Origin of the sequence: Sphingobium sufflavum (assembly GCF_021403115.1) — a bacterium.
GTDB lineage: Bacteria > Pseudomonadota > Alphaproteobacteria > Sphingomonadales > Sphingomonadaceae > Sphingobium > Sphingobium sufflavum.
Genome location: NZ_JAJSSH010000001.1, coordinates 421,203 through 438,349, shown reverse-complemented (window position 1 = coordinate 438,349; position 17,147 = coordinate 421,203). Strand labels below are relative to the sequence as shown.

Below are 17,147 nucleotides of genomic sequence, written 5' to 3'. Positions count from 1 at the left end.
TACCCGGGAACTGGAAAATCTACGATTAACGACTGGGATGGGTCGAGTCTGTCCGCTTGGCCAGACCGTCCTTTCAAGCGATAGGACTGCCGACCGTTGGCGCCAGACGGTCTACCAATATGGAACTGGCCTGATTGAGCCCGATGACCTCCACGGCGATGCCATGATGGCGCATCTTGGTCACTACATCCTCTAGCGCACCGACGGCGGTGACGTCCCAGAGATGGCTGGCGGTAAGGTCGATGCGGACATGTCTGGCCGTATCGCGCAGGTCGAACCGGTCAGCGAAAATATCCGCGCTGGCGAAGAAGATCTGGCCGGTGACGATGTAGGTGCGTGTGTCGCTGCCCTCATCATGTTCGGCCCGCACGTCCATCAGTCGCGTCACCTTGAAGGCGAAGAAGACGCCGCTCAGAAGCACACCGACCGCAACGCCCGCCGACAGGTCGTGGGTCGCGACAGTGACGATGACCGTCGCCACCATCACCACTCCCGACACCTTGGGATGCCGGGCCAGATCGCGGATGGATCCCCAGGAGAAGGTGCTGGCTGACACCATGATCATGATCGCGACGAGGGCCGCGACCGGCACCTGCGCCACCCATGGTCGCAGCGGCACCATCACCAGCAGCAGGAAGACGCCGGCGACAAAGGTGGAGAGCCGACCGCGCCCGCCATAGCGGACATTGCCCACCGTCTGCCCGATCATGCCGCAGCCCGCTATGCCGCCGAACAGCCCCGCCGCGACATTGGCGAGGCCGAGGCCCGTGCATTCACGCGCTTTTGAACTGGTCGTCTCGGTGAGATCATCGACGACGCTGGCGGTCATCATGGATTCAAGGAGGCCCACCGCTGCCATGGCCAGCGCATAAGGGGCGACGATACGCAGCGTCTGCCAATCGAATGGAACGCCGGGCAGCGTAAAGGCCGGCAACGAGGCGGGCAGGCGACCGAGGTCCGCGACCGTACGGATCGGCATGGGGATGGCAATGCTGATCGCGGTCAGGATCAGGATGCAGATCAGCGGCGAAGGGATCGCCGTCGTGATGCGCGGCGCCAGATAGATGATGGCGAGGCCACCCGCGATCATGGCGCAGCTGTGCCAGGTGACACCCACCATCTGCGGCACCTGCGCCGAGAAGATCAGGATGGCGAGGGCGTTGACGAAGCCCGTGCGCACCGACCGGGAGACGAAGCGCATCAGCACGTCGAGTTTCAGCAGCCCGAACGCGATCTGCAACAGGCCCGCCATCAGCGTGGCCGCCAGCAGATATTGCAGGCCGTGGGCATGGACGAGCGCGGCCGCGACCAGTGCCACGGACCCGGCAGCGCCGGAGATCATGGCGGGTCGCCCGCCGGTAATGGCGATGACGATCCCGATCATGAAGGAGGCGAACAGGCCGACCTCCGGGTCAATGCCCGCCACGAAGGAGAAGGCGATAACTTCCGGAATCAGGGCGAAGGTGCCGACCATGCCGGCAAGGATATCGCGCCGGGTGTCGCCCGTACTGGTGAACCATTCGGCGCGGTAGCGCGAAAGAGAGCTGTTGTTCATGGATGAAAACCGACGATGGTCGCAGGGAATGGCGCGATGAGGATCGGGCGGATTGCCCTGCGACATACGTTGTCCGGCGGATCGGCGGCCGGAATAGCCACCCGGAATTTCACCGGGTCCATGCGAATGGCCGTTTCCTAGCGTGGTGCGTGCAAGAGCGCAATTGTGGCGACATGGCTCAGGTGCCCGAGATCCCCTTTTTAACCCGCAGGCTCGATGCCGTGCGGTGTGCCTTCAAATAGGTCGCATCGATCATGACCGTCTTCGGATCGGCACCCTCGGCCGCCAATCCTTCCATCATGCGGAGGAAGACGCCCATCTCGCCCCAGCGCTTCCAGCGATTATACAGCGTCTTGTGCGGACCATAGTCCTTGCCGCCCCCCTTTTGTCTAAGGGTCTAAAAGCGGACTTGCGGGAGCGAACGCCGCTGGGCTGGCGAAAAGGAGATCTGATCTCATTAAGCAGCCTCCCGGGTTGGCATGAAAGGGCGGATTAGGCCGTTACTCCATCGGCGAAAAACATGCGGCCATTGCAGCTTTGTCGGACGAAGGCTTGGCACAGGGATTGAGACCCTCAAGATAGCCGACGATTTCGTTAATCTGCTGCGGTGTTAGTTTGAACAGAGGCATATTGCGATGACCCACATGTAGGCCCTTAAGGAATGATTCCCGCAGGGCATCGACAGGATAGCGGCGATACAAGGAACGAAATGTCGGCGCGTTTGGGTTTGTGCTGACGCCATCCGGTCCTGTTGCGTGACAGCCTGAGCATTTCTGGTCGACAAGCTGACGACCTCCATCGACAGGGGCGGCCGAACCGGCACCTGCCAAAGCGAGCACTCCGCTCATGAGCCCCAGGCACTGGGTTCGAAATCTCATTCGATGGTGTCCTTGCATGCTATGTCGGTGAGTTTTTGCTGGGCTAGCGGTCCCCGCGGCCGCCGGTCGAACCGCGTCTGCCTATCATCGGCGCCCAAGTGTGCGGCTGACCAACATCAGCGTGGAATCGCCGGGATACTCAGTGGCGATAAAGCCTTGGTCGCACTCGACCTCGATAGCGGCATGGTTGTCCCGACTCTCGATTGCTTCCAGCGTCCGCAACCCGATTGTCTCAGCGTAGCGCGCAATATGGGCCAACAACGCCCAGCCTATGCCTTGGTCCTTATAATCGGCGCGGATTGCAATCGCCACCTCGCCCTTCTCCAAGTCGGCGCCGTAAGCCAGCATTGCAGTCGCAACCATCCGGGACTGGTCCCGTGTGAACACAAGAAAGCTGTCGCTATTGGGTAGTGGGCATTCAAGCATCGTAATCTGCTCCTGGCTCACTTCCCTGATAACGCTGAGAAATCGAAACCTAAGATCCACGGGGGTGACATGGGCAAAGAAAGCCTTGATCGTCGGGCCATCACCGACGTGTGCGCGTCGGACATGAAAATGGGCGCCGGATCGGGTCGTGATCGAGGAGTCATCGTCCGATTGCGTCATGTCGTTTCCTCTGAGATTTGGCGGCGGCTTGTGTTCGGCCCGACGGCGCTTTCCAGCCCCACCGGCTTTCGTGTTCGACGAAGTGCGTGGGGAATGGCAGCGCTTGCTTTGGATCTGACCAAGGACAGGGCGTCGATCAGCTGCGCCCGCCTAAATGGCTTGATCACCAGTTCGCTCAGCGGCACGCCATAAGCCATCCATTCGGCCGCAGTCGACGAACTGGTGTAGACGACTGGCATAGTCGATGCGTGCAGCCGGGCGCGGCGACCGACATTCCATCCCGTCGGGCCGCGGCCAAGGCGCACATCTGTCACGATGCAATCAATATGCCCGTCATCCGTCGCTATGCAGTTGAGGGCTTCCACGCCGTTGTTGGCCAGCATGATGTCAAAGCCTGCATGTTTCAGCATCTCGGCAACCGGTGTCCGCACAGACTGTTCATCCTCTACGTAGAGTAGGAGCTGATGTTTGGGATCGACCGCCATGGAACTTTGCCTTTCGAGCGTCGGCTTACTCAGATGTCGTACGGCTTCTCGCTTCGTCGCGGAGCCAGGCTACTTCGTTCGATTGCGGCAGCTTGGCCTCCCAGACCTGAGCCTCGACCACGCCCTGAATTGTTAACGAGGACGATCGAAGCGCCGCAGCCTCTTCGGCATTGAGGAGCGGCGCTAGAACCTGCTCCACACCGTTTGCGCCGATGATGCAGGGCATGCTGATCGCAATTTCGTCAGCACCAGCGATTCCGTGCATGAGGGTCGAAATCGGTAAAACCGCGCGCTCGTTGCGGATTATTGCCTCGCAAATCCGAACGATGGCTGTCGCAATGCCGAAGGAGGTATACCCCTTGCCAGACACGATCGAATAGGCCGATTCACGCACAGCTTTCGCGACAGCGACGGTGTCAAGTATCGGGCGATCGGTCTGAAACTCCTGCAAGGGAATCCCGCCGATACGGACCGCAGAAAAAATCGCCACTTCGCTATCGCCATGCTCGCCCAGCACAACGGCATCCACAGCGGACGCTGCGACATTGAAGTGCGCGGCAAGCATTTGCCGCAGCCGGTTTGAATCGAGCAGCGTACCGGTTCCGAGGATCTGGTTGGCGGGAAGGTTGCCAGCGTTGAACGCTATCGCTGTCATTACATCGACGGGGTTGGCCGCGATCAGTAAAATGCCATCGAACCCCGCAGCGTCGAGTTCATTGACACAGGCCCTCACGATTTGCGCGCTAAGCGCAGCCACAGAAAGACGGCTTTCAGCCCCATGGGTCGCAGCGCCTGCGGTGATGACAACTACCTTTGCGCTCGAGGCATCGTCATATGTGCCTGCCCAGATGCGTGACGGTCTTGCCAAGGCGTTGGCATCCGACAAATCCGCAGCTTCGGCAGATGCCAACGCATGGTTGTCGTCGATAAGCACGATCTCGGGAAAAAGGCCGCGTAGCATCGTGGCGTAGGCCGCCGTTGCGCCGACATGCCCCGCACCGATTATTGCTATCCGATCCGTTGGTTCTTTGACGGTCATTGGCTGGCATCCGGGGGAATAGCCCGCCAGCTCGTTCCCGGCGGCTTGATCATCGCGCAGCCGCATGTTCGGCATTTGCCAACAAACAGCCCGGCTTCCCAGTGCGTGCCCCGCGGATCCACCGAATGACGGCCGAACAATGTGTGGAGGCTCATAGCGACATTCTGAATCTGGTCATGGCATGGCTCCGCCTTCAGGCGAGAGCGCTACCGTCCCTCGGTCACAGGATGCCTGTTTCAAATCGGGTGATGTGCCTTATATACCATGGCGAGATCGGATGACCTAACGACACCTCCAATCAATTAGGCGGACTGCTCAATCAGGTGTAGAAGGATTTCACCATCGGTCCTCCTGGCTCGTCGGTGGCTGAGAGTCTCACGCTCCCGCCCGACGGAGCGAATGTTTGACATGAAACAGTTCGAGAACCTCGAAGACGCCCAGACCCTCGCGCTCGCGATCGTAGATACGATCCCCGAGCCGTTCCTTGTGCTGGACGACAGCTCCTTGGTCATGGCGGCAAGTCGATCCTTTTATGAATGTTTCAAAGTCGACGCAGCCCAAACTCGCGGGCGATCCCTATTCACTCTTGGCGACGGACAATGGGACATTCCGGCGCTGCGCCATCTGATAGCAACGATCATTCCGGGACAACCCGCGATGGAGGGCTTCGAAGTCGAGCATCACTTTCCAGCGATCGGGCACAAGATCATGCTGCTGAACGCTCGGACTGTAACCTATGCAGGCAAAGACACTGCCAATATTCTGCTGGCGTTTCAGGATGTGACCCTCCGGCGCCAGATCGAGCAAGAGAAGGCTGCGCTCAATGCGCAGACCGAACATTTGCTCGCCCAACAGCGCATATTGTTCCAGGAAATGCAGCATCGGGTCGCCAACAGTCTACAGATCATCGCCAGCATTCTCACGCTCAAGGCGGGTTCCGTGACGTCGGAGGAAACGCGCCATCATCTCGAGGATGCCCGCGAGCGCGTCATGTCCGTGGCCGCAGTACAGACGCACCTCAATGCATCCGAAGGCATCGACCGCATCGAAGTCGGGGCCTATCTGGCGAAACTCGGCAGCGGCCTTTCGGCATCCATGATTGGTGAGGGAAGACCGATTGTGCTCGATGTCGTCACGGACGAAAGCATCATTGCTTCCGCCGACGCCATCAGCCTGGGATTAATCGTCACAGAGCTCGTCATCAATGCGATTAAATATGCCTTTCCGACTCCCCGACCCGACGCCCGCATTCTGGTTCATTATGAGGTGCAAGGCAGTGACTGGTCACTGACAGTTTCGGACAATGGCGAAGGCAAGACCAGTGATGTGCCGCCAAGCAAAGGTGGTCTGGGCACCGCAATCGTCAAGGCACTCGCGAAGCAACTTGACGCTCGGATAAGCAGCACATCGACCGCCGCGGGGCTGTCGGTCGCAATTACCCGCGCGACGTTTGTTGCCCGACTTCCCTACGCGGCATGAGCGCGCTGGCAGGTCGCCTTCCCAGCAATCATGTTCACTTTGCAGCAGGCGTCGGCCACTACCGCCGCAAAGCTATAATATGGGCGCTCGGCGCATTCCTCATCAGCTCGGCCTATGCCGCAGCGAACGCTCAGGCGCCTATCCCCGTTGACGGACCGATTGAGCATCTGAAGGCCGGAGAATATATCTGGGCGCCCGAGATTGCACCGGATGGCCCAGTCACCATCATCGTCAGCCTCAAGACCCAGCGCGCCTACGCTTACCGGAACGGAGTGCCGATTGGCGTATCGACCGTGTCGACGGGCAAGGCCGGCCACGACACTCCAACCGGAATATTCACGATCCTGCAGAAGGAGGTCGATCACAAATCGAACCTCTATGCCAACGCACCTATGCCGTTCATGCAGCGCCTGACCTGGACGGGCATAGCGATGCACGCGGGCAACCTGCCCGGCTATCCTGCCTCACACGGCTGCGTCAGGCTGCCACTCGCTTTTGCCAAGCTGCTGTTTGAGGTCACCAAGCTAGGTCTCACCGTGGTCATCACCAATGATCCGCTGGCACCGGAGGTGCTCGGGACGCCGCCAATTCTCACGCCGCCCGGCGCAGAGCAAACTCCTGCGCGAACGGCCTACCGCTGGCAGCCCGAGCGTTCCCCCACCGGGCCGCTCTCGATCGTAGTCAGTGGCCGCGATCGCCGCATCGTCGTAATGCGGCGCGGCGTCGAGATTGGCTCGAGTGGCATCGACATAGACGGGGCGGTTATCACGACTGAAGCCTTCACCTTCGCAGGCCTCGATGGGACACGCCTTCGCTGGCTGCGCCTTCGTTTGCCTGGGCAGGCCAATGAGACGACCGAAATGCCTGTTTCCGAGCGCGCGCGTGGGCATATGCCCGAAGCCTTTCGGCTCCTTCTTGCCGGGGCACTCGTTCCCGGTTCCACTTTGCTTGTAACACGCGACTCCCTTCGCAGTGGGGGCACCGGCAAGGAGCTCACGCTGTTCACAGCTGAGGGCTCTGGCACCGGGACTACTAGCGATCCCAGGAAGTGACTGAGCTTAGGCGTGCCATTGGTGGCGGACAGCTTCTGCTCTATGGTTTAGGCTCCATGCTGGGCACAGGCATCTATGGTCTCATCGGCAAGGCGGCCGGGACCATGGGTAGCGCCGTGTGGATGGCATTCCTCGTCGCCATGGTCGCCGCTCTGCTTACCGGCATCAGCTATGCGTCGATCGCGTCGCGCTACCCCAAGGCCGGCGGTGCGGCTTACGCGACGCAGCGGGCTTATGGTGCGCCGTGGTTGAGCTACCTGGTCGGACTGACCGTCCTTAGTTCCGGCCTCGCCTCGATCGCCACACAGGCGAAGGTCGTGGCAGAGAACTTGAATACGCTCGTCGGGTTCGACTTCGGGTTTTCCGTTTTATCCAGCCCGGCAGAGATATTGCTTATCGGCGTCGTGTTCCTTCTGCTTTTGAGCGGGATCGTGTTTCGGGGCATCACGACATCGGTTTGGGTGAACACAGCTTTCACGGTGGTTTCCGCATTCGGGTTGTTACTTGTAATCGCGGTGGGCGCCCGTTTCTGGGGCCAGGCCGATCTATTCGAAGTCCCTAAAATGCCTGGAAATGCTCATGGCGATCTCACGCTCGGGCTGCTCCTACAGGGATCGATCCTGACGTTCTTCTCATTCCTTGGGTTCGAAGACATGCTCAACGTCGCGGAAGAGGTAGAGCGTCCCGAGCGCAACATGCCGATCGGCATCATTGGCGCGATGCTCACCGCATCGGTGATATACATGGCTGTCGCGATCACAGCGGTCTCCGTCGTGCCTTGGGCTGAACTTGCCAGCGCGCCGGGCCCGCTAAAACTCGTCGTTGAACGAGCCGCTCCCTGGTTTCCAGCAGTTGGATTCACCGTCATCACGATTGCGGCCGTTTCGAACACGGCCCTGGTGAACTACGTGATGGGCTCGCGGCTGCTTTACGGAATGGCCCAGCAGGGACTGATCCCGGCCGTTCTGGGAACGGTCCATAGCCGACGCCGCACGCCGCACATCGCCATTGGGGCGCTGCTGGTCGTCGTTGTCGCGATGCAGTTCGTTGGGGACATAGCTCAGTTGGCAAGCGCCACGGTGCTGCTGCTGCTGGTCGTGTTCGCGCTGGTCAACGCTGCGCTGATCGTCCTCAAGTTGAGGGAAGGCGATATCCCTGGCTGCTTCAATGCGCCAATCGTCGTTCCGGTGTTGGGTGTCCTGATCTGCCTCGCGATGATAGCAGCGCGGATAGTGCAGGCCGACTGGTATGGACCAGCACTGACCCTCGCTCTCCTGGTCGCGATCATGGTCCTTTATTTCGTCACGGCGAAGGCAAAGACGCTAAGCACGGCGAAGATATGAAGATATCACTCCCTGTGACGAGGCAGGTGATCGAAGAAGTCGACCTGCATTTCCATCGGGCCTATCGGTTCGACGAAGTGGGTCTGTTCGGGCAGAATGACCGCTGGCGCGCCAGGCGTGACCAGGATTTCGCTGGCCGGCTCCAAAATGGTGAGCTTGAGCGTTCCGCGAAGAACGCAAATCAGGCCCCACGTTCCCGCCTTCGTGCGGTGGTCGCGTCGCAGGGCCTTCGGCAAGGTCACTTCATCGAAGATCGGCGTGGACCGGTAAGGCTCATCAAGCATGTTCATGTCCTTCGTCACCGCCAGCAAGAAGCAGTAGCGGAACACCCGTTAGCAATCAGCAGGCTCGGTCAAGCTCCAAGGTGCTCGGCCCAGTTCGCCCAACGCTACAGGCAGCGCCAGAACGGCAAAGGATCGATATGAAAAACATTGCCACCCTGACAATGAATCCCACGATCGACGTGGCCTACGAAGTGGATCAAATGGTCCATACTCACAAGATGCGCACGGTCGCGGAGCATTATTGCCCCGGCGGCGGGGGCATAAACGTAGCGCGTGTCTTCGTACGTTTGGGCGGTAATGCACGGTGCATCTACTTGGCCGGCGGTGCGACCGGTGACGCATTCGACGGCTTGGTGGATCTGCACCAGCTGGTCCACTCCCGTATTAGGATTGCAGGGCATACGCGCATCGCAACGTCCGCTCTCGAGCATGAAACCGCAAAAGAATATAGGTTCACACCGCAGGGTCCCACGGTCAGCGAAGCCGAATGGCGAACCTGCCTGGATCTGATGGACGATGTGAACTGCGACATCATGGTTGCGAGCGGATCGTTACCGAGAGGCGTGCCGGCAAACTTTTACGCGCTCGTAGCAGCACGGCTGCGGCGCCGCGGCATCGGGATAGTGCTCGACACGTCAGGCCCGGCATTGCGTGCGGGCCTCGCTGAAGCAGGCGGAGTCCTCCTCGTTAAACCAAGTCAGGGCGAGCTTGCCCAACTGGCTGGCCGAGAGCTTCTTTCGACGGAGGCGATCGCGGAAGAGGCGATGGCCATCGTGGCGCGCGGAGAGGCGAATCTCGTCGCGGTGAGGTTGCCGCGCCCGACCACTAGACGAGCTCTATCAACCGGCGCTGAATAACGCGGTCGCCCTGAATATAGCGTTCGGTCGTAGCGAGATTCTTGTGCCCAGCCAGTTCCTGCACATCGCGCAGACTGCCACCCACCTGAGCCAGTGATCGGGCGGCCAAGGTGATCATGGTGCGTCGTCCGCTGTGCGACGAACAGCCGTCCATGCCGATTTGGCGGAACTGAACCGCGAACCAGTTCACCACGGACTTCGCCGTCATATGATCGCCGCTTTCCGATCGACACACCGGCCCATGACGCGGACATCCCAGCTCGACATGCAGCCGCACCAGCGCCGCGCGCAACTCGGCGTGACAAGGCACCCGCCGCCCCGAACCCATTTTCGCGATGCTGCGGCTGACCTCGATGCTATCTGCGATGTTGCCGCCGGCATCGCCCAGCATGGACCAGTCGAGCCCAGCGATTTCACAGGCGCGCAGTGCATTCTCCCGCCCAGTCTCTGAACGTCGAGCGAAAGCCGTGCACGGTGATGTCGTCGCGGTCCATGCGCTTAAGCAGCTGGGACATCGCCATATCGGAAAACTGCCCCCCGCGTGGTGCAACGAAGACGAGCTTGTCGGACACAGCCGTTTTGGGCCGGACGCCTTGCAGAACACCCAAAGCCGCATCAGACAGCGGCACCTCATGCTGAGTCCCTGCCTTCATGCGCTCGGCTGGCACTGTCCACAGCTTTCGTTCAAAATCCACCTCGCCCCAGGTCATGCCCCGCGTTTCGCCCGAGCGGGCCGCAGTGAGGATTGTAAATTCCAAAGCCCGAGCCGCGACGGCCGGCCGGTCAGCGAGCACGCGCATGAAGCCGGCAATCTCACCAAAGGGCAGAGCGGCGTGATGCTTCGCCGAGGCCTTCGATTTTTTGGGCAACAGCAACTCCAGGTGCCCGCGCCAGGCAGCCGGGTTATCGCCACTACGCAGCCCCTTTACCTTGGCCGCCTCCAGCACGCGTTGTACGCGCTGCTGAACACGGGAGGCCGTCTCAGCCTTAGTCGTCCATATAGGCTTCAGGACAGCCAGCACATCTTCTGTTGTGACATGCGCCACCGGGATCGCCCACAGGGAGGTGGCATAGGTGACAAGAGTGTTGCGCCACTGCTGGCGGTGCTTGGGATTCTTGAACCCCTCCTCGAGGCTATCGATCAGGTCGATCGCAGCCTCGCCAAACGTCACCGGCGGCCGTTCCGGCTTGTCCGCCTTCTGCACCAGTCGCGCCTTTTGCGGATCGATCCCCTCCTGCACCAGTTCACGCACAACAGACGCCTTCTCGCGTGCCTTGGCGAGAGTTACGTCCAGATCCGACCCCAGCCCCATTTCACGACGCTGGCCGTTCATGCGAAAAATATAGACCCAGGAGCGAGAGCCGCTCGTCCGCACGCGCAGATGCAGCCCGCCGCCGTCGGAATAGATGCCGGGTTTGGTCAGACTCGCAATTTGACGGAGGTTGAGTTTGTTGCGTGCGCGCATAAAGTCTCCTGGACAGGCCATATCGGGGTCCGGGATTGGCATTCAAGCCATAAAACTCGCCATAACTCCAGCGCTGGTCTGACGCGAACGAACGCGATCAGCAGCGGTCTGAAAAAACAACAAAACCCGCTGATTATCAACGGGTTCGAGCATACTTAGCTGTTCGGGAAGGTTCGCGAAAAAACGCCATGACCGAGGATTTGGCGGAGACGGAGGGATTCGAACCCTCGGTGCCGAATTCTCAGCACGACGGTTTAGCAAACCGTTGGTTTCAGCCACTCACCCACGTCTCCGCGCCTGCCACCTGGCTAATAACGGTGGGCAGGAGCGCGGCTATAACGAGGGCTTTGCGGCTTGGCAACGCCCCACTGACGCGAAAAACGACCATCGCCACAAACATCTTCGTCGCAAGCGCCGGTCTGGGGCCGTGTTGCTTGACAGTGTCCGCGACTCACTGTAACGGCGGCCCTTCCCGAATAGACCGGATGGACGGCGCGCCCTTTGTTTGTGCGTCGCCCTTTTTGTGTTCGGGTCATCTACGCGCTGAGATGGGGCCTCGCCAAGGCCCTGTGGAGCAGGAGACTTATCACAATGGCACGTATTGCGGGCGTAAACTTGCCCACCAACAAGCGCGTTATCATCGCGCTCACCTATATCCATGGCATCGGTCGCAAGACCGCCGTCGACCTCGCCACCAAGCTGGGCATCGACCATAGCCGTCGTATCCAGGATCTGTCCGACGCCGAAGTGCTGTCGATCCGTGAAGCCATTGATGGCGCCATCACCGTCGAGGGCGACCTTCGCCGCCAGACCGCGATGAACATCAAGCGCCTGATGGATCTCGCCTGCTATCGCGGCCTGCGTCATCGCAAGGGCCTGCCGGTTCGCGGTCAGCGCACGCACACCAATGCGCGCACCCGCAAGGGCAAGGCCAAGCCGATCGCCGGTAAGAAGAAGTAAGCCCTAAAGGCCCTTCTTCTTCACGGGCCGCGCCGTGCGGCAGCGGCCCGGACCAACCAGTTTCGAGTAGGATATAGAGCAGATGGCACGGGAACCTCAGCGGCTTCGCAAGCGCGAACGCAAGAATATCTCGGCAGGCGTCGCACATGTGAACGCCAGCTTCAACAACACCATGATCACCATCACCGACGCCCAGGGCAATGCGATCAGCTGGTCCTCCGCCGGCATGATGGGCTTCAAGGGTAGCCGCAAGTCCACGCCGTACGCGGCGCAGGTCTGCGCAGAAGACGCTGGCCGCAAGGCAGCGGAACATGGCGTCCGCACGCTGGAAGTCGAAGTGAAGGGTCCGGGTTCGGGCCGCGAGTCGGCTCTGCGCGCGCTTCAGGCGGTGGGTTTCACCATCACCTCGATCCGCGACGTGACGCCGATCCCGCACAACGGCGTCCGCCCGTCCAAGCGCCGCCGCGTCTAATCAGGCCGCGGAATTGCGGCGCGCTGGAACCGTCCGGCGCGCTGCTGCTTCATTCTGAATGGCCGGGGTCGTTTCGCGGACCAGTCCGCTGCCTCCGCCACATTTCCAGGGGACGTACATGACTGTCAATATGAAGAACTGGCAGGAATTGAAGAAGCCCAACAGCCTGGAGGTCAAGGCTGGCGGCGATGGCCGCCGGAAGGCGACCTTCGTCGCGGAGCCGCTTGAGCGCGGTTTCGGCCTGACCCTCGGCAACGCGCTGCGCCGTGTGCTGCTGTCGTCCCTCCAGGGCGCGGCGATCACGTCGATCAAGATCGACAATGTCCTGCATGAATTCTCCTCGCTCGTGGGCGTGCGCGAAGACGTGACTGACATCGTCCTGAACGTGAAGCAGATCGCGCTGCGCATGGAAGGCGAAGGCCCCAAGCGGCTCCAGCTGTCCGTGACCGGCCCTGCCGAAGTCAAGGCGGGCGACATCGCCGTGTCGGGCGACATCGAGATCATGAATAAGGATCTCATCCTCTGCCATCTGGACGAGGGTGCGAGCTTCAACATGGAACTGACGGCCGACGTCGGCAAGGGCTATGTCCCCGCCGTCGCCAACCGTCCGATCGATGCGCCCATCGGCCTGATCCCGGTCGACGCCCTCTACTCGCCGGTTCGCCAGGTCGCCTACAAGGTCGACAATGCGCGCGTCGGCCAGGAACTGGACTATGACAAGCTGTCGCTGACCGTCGAAACCGACGGCACCGTCACGCCGGAAGACGCGGTGGCCTATGCCGCCCGCATCCTGCAGGACCAGCTCCAGCTGTTCGTCCACTTCGAGGACGCGCTGCCTTCCGCCACACCCAGCGTCGGTGGCGTGGCCGCTGCACCCTCGTCGGAAGGCGAAGGCGACACGAACCAGATCAACCGCTATCTTCTCAAGAAGGTGGACGAGCTGGAACTGTCGGTCCGTTCGGCCAACTGCCTCAAGAACGACAACATCATCTACATCGGCGATCTGGTCCAGAAAACCGAAGCCGAGATGCTGCGCACCCCCAATTTCGGCCGCAAGTCGCTGAACGAAATCAAGGAAGTGCTGTCGTCCATGGGCCTGCGCCTGGGTATGGACATCCCCGGCTGGCCGCCGGAGAATATCGAAGAGATCGCCAAGAAGCTGGAACAAGAGCTGCTTGGTTAAGAGGTTCGGGCCGGGGCAATGCTCCGGCCCGCTCTTCTGACGGGGTACGGGCGGCGCCCCTGATTGCCGCCTGGACTGGGGAACCGGCCGTCGCTCGACGACCAAACGGCCCCTTTACGAACGAAGGAAAGAGATATGCGTCATCGTTATGGCGGCCGTAAGCTTCAGCGGACCTCGGCCCACCGCATCGCGCTGCTGCGCAACCTGTCGGCCGCGCTCATCAAGCACGAGCAGATCCTGACCACGACGCCCAAGGCGAAGGAGCTTCGCCCCTATGTCGAGAAGCTGATCACGCTGGCAAAGCGCGGTGGTCTGGCCAACCGTCGTCTGGCCCATGCGCGCCTCCAGGACGACACCCAGCTGGTCAAGCTGTTCGAGGTTCTGGCCGAGCGTTACAAGGACCGCAGCGGCGGTTACACTCGCATCGTCAAGGCCGGTCTGCGCAAGTCGGACATGGTGCCTGTCGCGATCATCGAACTGGTCGACCGTGACGTCGACGCCAAGGGCCAGGACAGCGGTCCGGTCCAGACAGCGGACGAGGACGCGTTCGAAGCGGCATAAGCCCTTCGCGGCAACCCCGCAGAGCATAGAAAGGCCCCGTGGCGACACGGGGCCTTTTTTGCGTTTGGGGCCAAAGGTCGGGGCGTTCGGGAGGGGGGGGGGGAAGCACTTGAGACGCGAAGCCCTGCCCTGCCCTGCCCTGGTATGGTACGGGCGCAGGCTGTGAGGCAGATAGGCCGGGTGGCGGACCGATCGGGGACGACTGCAAGACAAGCCCGCCCCGTCCACACTTCCCTTTTGCTCAGCGCGGGAGGTCGGCCCCCAATTGCTCCGAAAGGGCGCGGGCGGCGGTCAGGAGCGCGCCGCCCAGTTCCATTCCGGTGCGGCGGTGCGCGTCACCGATGCCGATGGCGACAAGGGCGTGGCTGGGCCGTCCGCGCGACTTCCACACCGGGGCGGCGACAACGGTGACACCGGCGATATAATTGCCCGCATCGACCGCAAACCCCTGAACAGAGGTCTGGGCGACCTGTTCGCGCCACACCTCGAAACTGGGCGCGTCGTCCCAGCGCAGAGTGGCGAAGCGCGCCTGTAGCTCCGCCTCCGGGAAATCGCCAAAAGCGGCGAGACAGCGACCGGTCGCGCTGATGAGCGCGGGAAAACGGCTGCCGATCTGGGTGGAAAGCTGGAAATTCTGGCCGGACTGCGAGAGGGCGACCACGACCATATGATCGACGCCGACGATCTGCACGCCCAGCATCGTTACGTCGAAGCTGTGGCACAGGCGGTCGAGGATGGGCTGCGCCAGATCGTTGAACTGGTTACGACGCAACCACTGTCGGGCGAGGGTCAGGACACCCGCCTCCAGCGCATAGCGTTTGGTGTCGGCGTCGAAGGCGACCAGTTCCTCCGCCACCAGCGCGCGCAGCACATAGAGGCAGGTGGAGGGGACGAGGCCCAACTCGCGGGCGATCGCCTGAACCCCCAGCGGCGTCTCGCTCTTGCCCAGCAGGCGCAGGACGGCGGCGGCGCGGCTGATGGCGGGTGCCTTGCTTGCCTCCACCGTGCGGGAGAGAGTCGTGCCCGCCGGTTTGTCCGTTAGTTCCGCCATCATCCCCGCCCCGTCGTTTCAACATGACCAACCGAAACGCCCTTATCATCGTTCAATATGCAGAACAACATTCAATATTTACAACGACCGGAGTCGCATGGCATAGGCTGCACCGTCCCGGAAGAGCGCCGATGGCGAGTCCGGGCAGGGTTTGAGAGGACAGCGACAGGCCGATGACGAAACTCACCGACTATTCGAGCTTCGCCGATGCACAGGCGCACGCCAGTTCCGCAGGATTGTGGGAGCTGTTCGACGGCGACCGGGACGTGCTGAACATCGCGAACGAATGTATCACCCGCCACGCAGACGGCACCGGCCGCGCGGCCGTGCGGATCGCCCATGCCGATGGCGCGGACGAAATCCTGAGCTTCGACACCATCTCCGCCGGCGCGGCGCAGTTCGCCCACTGGCTGGACGAGCAGGGCATCACGCCGGGCGAGCGCATCGCCTTCATGCTGGAGCCGTCGCTGCCCTTCTATGTCTGCCTGTTCGGCGCGATGCAGACCGGCGCGATCTCCGTGCCTTTGTTCACGCTGTTCGGTCCCGACGCGCTGCGCCTGCGCGTGGGCGACTGCAAGCCGACGCTGCTCATCACCAACGCCGAAAAGGCCGAGCTGGCGCGCGGCGCGGTGAACGAGGACGGCAACCCCCGCGTCGTGATCGCGGATCAGGGCCTGCTGGACGAGATCAAGCGGTTCCCCACCAGCTACCAGCCGAAGACCAAGGCCAATGACATGGCCGTGTTCCAGTACACGTCCGGCACCACGCGCGAACTGCCCGAAGCGGTCAAGCACAGCCACAGGACGCTGGTCACACTGATGTTCGCGGCGCTGTACGGCACCGGCATCCGTCCCGGCGACGAGTTCTTCTGCCCGTCCAGCCCCGCGTGGGGCCATGGCCTGTGGCACGGCACGCTGGCGCCGCTGGCGCTGGGCGTCACCACCGGCACCTTTGCCGGGCGCTTCGACCCGGTGCGGCTGCTGAAAGCCCTGTCGGACTACAAGATCACCAACATGTCCGCCGCCGCGACCCATTATCGCATGATGAAGAACAGCGGAAAGGGCGGCGACTACCGCTATGCCTTCAAGAAGCTGTCCTTCACCGGCGAGCCGATCGACCCGGCGACGCTGGAGTGGATCGACGAATATTTCAAGGTTCCCGCCTGCTCCATGTACGGCACGACCGAAATCGGCGTCGTGCTGGTCAACTATCCGGGCGCGAGCGATTTCCATGTCAAGCCCGGCTCGCTGGGCAAGGCGGTTCCGGGCCAGCGCCTGGAAGTGCAGCGCCCCGACGGCACGATCACCGATCCCGGCGAGATCGGCGAACTGATGCTGTGGCGCGGTGGTGGCTGGATGACCACCAAGGACCGGGCCAAGACCGACGAGGACGGCTATTTCTATCATTGCGGCCGCGCGGATGACGTCATCATCTCCGCAGGCTGGACGATGAGCGCGGTCGAGATCGAGAACACCATGCTGCGTCATGAGAATGTTCTGGAGTGCGGCGTGATCGGCGTGCCGGACGAACAGCGCGGGCAGGTGGTCAAGGCGTTCGTCGTGTCCAACGTCGAGGGCAGCGACGCGCTGGTCAAGGAATTGCAGGCCTTCACCCGTGAACGGCTGGCCCAACATGAATTTCCGCGTATCGTGGAGTTTGTGAAGGAACTGCCGAAGAATCCGGCGGGCAAGGTGCATCGCAAGATGCTGCGCGATCAGGAAGCGGCGAAGGCAGCGGCGGCAAAGGCGACCGCCTGAACCATCATCGTCATCCCAGCGAAGGCGGGATCTTGGGCGGTAGGCGGAGTGCCTCACCGATGGAGACCCCGGCCTTTGCCGGAGTGACGAATGGGCCGCTGGATGCCATTTAGAAATTT

General features: G+C 61.7%; 19 protein-coding genes, 1 tRNA gene, 1 pseudogene and 1 other annotated feature. Of the genes and pseudogenes, 9 read left to right on the top strand and 12 right to left on the bottom strand.

Annotated elements, in window-relative coordinates; all coding sequences use genetic code 11:
* Window positions 1-73 precede the first annotated feature (73 nt).
* From LWE61_RS02235 to LWE61_RS02210, 7 genes and pseudogenes are all read right to left on the bottom strand, one after another.
* Window positions 74-1,555, bottom strand: a complete 1,482-nt coding sequence (locus tag LWE61_RS02235; RefSeq protein WP_234148363.1) for a SulP family inorganic anion transporter — start codon at window positions 1,553-1,555, stop codon at window positions 74-76.
* Entirely contained in the window at window positions 1,552-1,677 is a 126-nt protein-coding gene (locus LWE61_RS20535; protein WP_267961542.1) for a hypothetical protein, read from the bottom strand. The genes LWE61_RS02235 and LWE61_RS20535 overlap by 4 nt, the downstream gene beginning before the upstream one ends.
* Window positions 1,623-1,678, bottom strand: a sequence feature (sul1 is cis-regulatory element that is thought to sense ions involved in sulfur or methionine metabolism; They are found in Alphaproteobacteria). It overlaps the preceding gene by 55 nt.
* Before the next feature lie 61 nt (window positions 1,679-1,739).
* Window positions 1,740-1,925 (bottom strand): annotated as a pseudogene (locus LWE61_RS02230) (IS5 family transposase); the annotation flags it as partial.
* A 130-nt stretch (window positions 1,926-2,055) separates the two neighbouring features.
* On the bottom strand, window positions 2,056-2,403 hold the full coding sequence (locus tag LWE61_RS02225; protein ID WP_234148362.1) for a c-type cytochrome: 348 nt from the start codon (window positions 2,401-2,403) through the stop codon (window positions 2,056-2,058).
* A gap of 114 nt (window positions 2,404-2,517) precedes the next feature.
* The gene (locus tag LWE61_RS02220) at window positions 2,518-3,039 is read right to left on the bottom strand and encodes a GNAT family N-acetyltransferase (RefSeq protein WP_234148361.1); all 522 of its coding nucleotides are present in this window, start codon (window positions 3,037-3,039) and stop codon (window positions 2,518-2,520) included.
* Window positions 3,036-3,524, bottom strand: coding sequence for a response regulator (locus LWE61_RS02215; protein ID WP_234148360.1), 489 nt, complete (start codon window positions 3,522-3,524; stop codon window positions 3,036-3,038). Before LWE61_RS02215 ends, LWE61_RS02220 begins: the two co-directional genes overlap by 4 nt.
* Before the next feature lie 25 nt (window positions 3,525-3,549).
* Complete coding sequence (locus LWE61_RS02210) at window positions 3,550-4,563, bottom strand: L-lactate dehydrogenase (protein WP_234148359.1); 1,014 nt, start codon at window positions 4,561-4,563, stop codon at window positions 3,550-3,552.
* A 408-nt stretch (window positions 4,564-4,971) separates the two neighbouring features.
* On the opposite strand from LWE61_RS02210, the gene LWE61_RS02205 reads away from it, so the two are divergent.
* The 3 genes from LWE61_RS02205 to LWE61_RS02195 are packed head-to-tail and all read left to right on the top strand — an operon-like array spanning window position 4,972 to window position 8,437.
* A complete protein-coding gene (locus LWE61_RS02205) occupies window positions 4,972-6,042 on the top strand; it encodes a sensor histidine kinase (protein WP_234148358.1) in 1,071 nt (356 codons plus the stop codon).
* The gene (locus LWE61_RS02200) at window positions 6,039-7,094 is read left to right on the top strand and encodes a L,D-transpeptidase (protein WP_234148357.1); all 1,056 of its coding nucleotides are present in this window, start codon (window positions 6,039-6,041) and stop codon (window positions 7,092-7,094) included. The genes LWE61_RS02205 and LWE61_RS02200 overlap by 4 nt, the downstream gene beginning before the upstream one ends.
* Entirely contained in the window at window positions 7,091-8,437 is a 1,347-nt protein-coding gene (locus tag LWE61_RS02195; protein ID WP_326490593.1) for an APC family permease, read from the top strand. Before LWE61_RS02200 ends, LWE61_RS02195 begins: the two co-directional genes overlap by 4 nt.
* 5 nt (window positions 8,438-8,442) lie before the next feature.
* Here LWE61_RS02195 and LWE61_RS02190 read toward each other — a convergent pair whose 3' ends face one another.
* Window positions 8,443-8,721: a DUF1971 domain-containing protein gene (locus LWE61_RS02190; protein ID WP_234148354.1), complete on the bottom strand. Its 279-nt coding sequence runs from the start codon at window positions 8,719-8,721 to the stop codon at window positions 8,443-8,445.
* Between the two features lie 137 nt (window positions 8,722-8,858).
* Between LWE61_RS02190 and LWE61_RS02185 the strand changes: the two genes are divergently transcribed.
* Window positions 8,859-9,578: a 1-phosphofructokinase family hexose kinase gene (locus tag LWE61_RS02185; RefSeq protein ID WP_234148353.1), complete on the top strand. Its 720-nt coding sequence runs from the start codon at window positions 8,859-8,861 to the stop codon at window positions 9,576-9,578.
* Here LWE61_RS02185 and LWE61_RS02180 read toward each other — a convergent pair.
* The 3 genes from LWE61_RS02180 to LWE61_RS02170 all read right to left on the bottom strand — a co-directional run bounded on the left by LWE61_RS02180 (window position 9,547) and on the right by LWE61_RS02170 (window position 11,337).
* Window positions 9,547-9,969 carry a tyrosine-type recombinase/integrase gene (locus tag LWE61_RS02180; RefSeq protein WP_234148351.1) on the bottom strand — a complete coding sequence of 141 codons (423 nt, stop codon included), beginning with the start codon at window positions 9,967-9,969 and terminating at the stop codon, window positions 9,547-9,549. The two genes, LWE61_RS02185 and LWE61_RS02180, sit on opposite strands and share 32 nt — an antisense overlap.
* A 22-nt stretch (window positions 9,970-9,991) precedes the next feature.
* Entirely contained in the window at window positions 9,992-11,044 is a 1,053-nt protein-coding gene (locus LWE61_RS02175) for a tyrosine-type recombinase/integrase (protein ID WP_234148349.1), read from the bottom strand.
* A 201-nt stretch (window positions 11,045-11,245) separates the two neighbouring features.
* Window positions 11,246-11,337, bottom strand: a tRNA-Ser gene (locus LWE61_RS02170).
* A gap of 298 nt (window positions 11,338-11,635) precedes the next feature.
* Between LWE61_RS02170 and rpsM the strand changes: the two genes are divergently transcribed.
* From rpsM to rplQ, 4 genes are all read left to right on the top strand, one after another.
* The gene (rpsM, locus tag LWE61_RS02165) at window positions 11,636-12,004 is read left to right on the top strand and encodes a 30S ribosomal protein S13 (protein ID WP_234148347.1); all 369 of its coding nucleotides are present in this window, start codon (window positions 11,636-11,638) and stop codon (window positions 12,002-12,004) included.
* Window positions 12,005-12,086: 82 nt separating this feature from the next.
* The gene (rpsK, locus tag LWE61_RS02160) at window positions 12,087-12,476 is read left to right on the top strand and encodes a 30S ribosomal protein S11 (protein ID WP_234148345.1); all 390 of its coding nucleotides are present in this window, start codon (window positions 12,087-12,089) and stop codon (window positions 12,474-12,476) included.
* A gap of 118 nt (window positions 12,477-12,594) precedes the next feature.
* Window positions 12,595-13,659 (top strand): DNA-directed RNA polymerase subunit alpha, encoded by a 1,065-nt coding sequence (locus LWE61_RS02155; RefSeq protein WP_234148344.1) that lies wholly within the window; start codon window positions 12,595-12,597, stop codon window positions 13,657-13,659.
* Window positions 13,660-13,794: 135 nt separating this feature from the next.
* A complete protein-coding gene (gene rplQ / locus LWE61_RS02150) occupies window positions 13,795-14,220 on the top strand; it encodes a 50S ribosomal protein L17 (RefSeq protein ID WP_234148343.1) in 426 nt (141 codons plus the stop codon).
* Window positions 14,221-14,461: 241 nt separating this feature from the next.
* On the opposite strand, the gene LWE61_RS02145 is transcribed toward rplQ, so the two are convergent.
* Window positions 14,462-15,271 (bottom strand): IclR family transcriptional regulator, encoded by an 810-nt coding sequence (locus LWE61_RS02145; RefSeq protein WP_234148342.1) that lies wholly within the window; start codon window positions 15,269-15,271, stop codon window positions 14,462-14,464.
* A 173-nt stretch (window positions 15,272-15,444) separates the two neighbouring features.
* Between LWE61_RS02145 and LWE61_RS02140 the strand changes: the two genes are divergently transcribed.
* Window positions 15,445-17,028, top strand: coding sequence for an acyl-CoA synthetase (locus LWE61_RS02140; protein ID WP_234148341.1), 1,584 nt, complete (start codon window positions 15,445-15,447; stop codon window positions 17,026-17,028).
* The last annotated feature ends 119 nt before the right edge of the window (window positions 17,029-17,147 follow it).